This is a genomic window from Marinactinospora rubrisoli (genome assembly GCF_042664915.1).
Taxonomy (GTDB): domain Bacteria; phylum Actinomycetota; class Actinomycetes; order Streptosporangiales; family Streptosporangiaceae; genus Marinitenerispora; species Marinitenerispora rubrisoli.
Genome location: NZ_JBHTBH010000037.1, coordinates 1 through 525, shown reverse-complemented (window position 1 = coordinate 525; position 525 = coordinate 1). Strand labels below are relative to the sequence as shown.

General features: G+C 41.5%; 1 protein-coding gene. It reads left to right on the top strand.

Annotation, left to right across the window (positions count from 1 at the left end):
• The coding region (locus ACFQRF_RS27700; protein ID WP_379874427.1) for an RraA family protein at positions 1-503 on the top strand (503 nt) is incomplete at its 5' end.
• Positions 504-525 lie beyond the last annotated feature (22 nt).

The following is a 525-nucleotide window of genomic DNA, read 5'->3' as shown; positions in this document are numbered from 1 at the left end:
GTGTTCCCTTGTTTGTCGACTTCTATTCGTGGCCGACTTTATTAATTATCATTGGCGCCGCACTACTATTGCATGCTTATCTTGCGAAAGATCATAAAAACTTATTCGCTGGCTATTTTATTCTTGGCTTAGGCAAAACACTGGGACTGGCTGGAATCGTTATAGACGGTGTGATAAGAGATATAAAGGGCAGCATTGCGCTCGACTTTCCGGTCTTTTGCAAAGGAACGACTACTTGTGCGAGTAAAAAGAATACAAAAGGTGTGATCAATAGTCCAATAGTTTGCGGAGGAGTGGAAGTCAATCCGGGGGATTATATTATTGGCGATGTTGACGGTGTTGTAGTGGTACCGCAAGCTGATGCTGACGATGTAAGAGTGAAAACACTAGAAAAATTGGAAAAGGACGAAAAACGGGAAAATAGCGTTGGGCAAGACCCAGCTGCGGCTAGAAAGTATATCGAGGATTTTTTGTCAAAAGTAGAATCCACAATTTCTAATTAAAGCTAGAATTGAAAGAGGTAAG